This is a genomic window from Pseudomonas syringae group sp. J254-4, from assembly GCF_032586855.1.
Taxonomy (GTDB): Bacteria; Pseudomonadota; Gammaproteobacteria; order Pseudomonadales; family Pseudomonadaceae; genus Aquipseudomonas; species Aquipseudomonas amygdali.
In genome coordinates this window covers 1-785 of record NZ_JAWHOO010000049.1, presented here as the reverse complement: position 1 = coordinate 785, position 785 = coordinate 1, and the positions used below count along the sequence as shown (strand labels likewise).

Here is a 785-nt window from a genome sequence, read left to right as displayed (position 1 = left end):
CTTATCAGCGCCAATGGCGATCTGCTGCTCAACGCGGCAAGCGTGGACAACCGCAACGCGGAAATCTCCAGCCTCGGCAGCCTGACCTCGACGGTGGGGCAGTTCAACAACAGCGAAAAAGGTCGCCTGCTGGCCAACGGCGCGTTGCAGTTGACGTCCGACCACCTGAATAACCAGAACGGCTCGGTGGCAGGGCAGCAGGGCGTACAGCTGAACCTGGGGCAACTGACCAATATCGGCACCGGCAGCGTTTACGGCAAAAACAGTCTGAACCTGGCCGTTAGCGGCGCGTTGAACAATGACCAAGGCACACTGCGCAGCGACGGCACCCTGGATATGCGTGCGGCGTCCCTGAGCAATAACACCGGCAGCGTGACCAGTGCCAGCACGGCGTCAGTCAGCACGAGCGGTGCGGTGGTCAACCGCGGCGGGCAGATCCTAAGCGATTCAACGCTGACACTGACCAGCGCCAGCCTGGACAACAGCCAGAGTGGTCGCATTGCCGGTAACGGTCTGGCACTCACCACCGGTACCTTCGATAACCATCAGGACGGTCGCCTGACCAGTACCGGCGCACTCCAGTTGAATGCAGGGCTGGTCAACAACAGCGATGCCGGTCGCATTGCCAGCGCCATGGCGCTGACTGCCGTAGTCACCGGCCTGAATCAGACCAACGACGGTCGTCTGTATGGCAACAGCGATGTCAGCCTCGACCTGAGCAACGGCCTGTTGACTAACCAGGGCGGCCTGATCAATGCGCCGGGTCAGTTGCTGCTGAAAAACCT

At 61.1% G+C, this 785-nt stretch carries 1 pseudogene; it reads left to right on the top strand.

The features are described from left to right. Positions 1 to 785 (top strand): annotated as a pseudogene (locus RYB09_RS27070) (filamentous hemagglutinin); the annotation flags it as partial.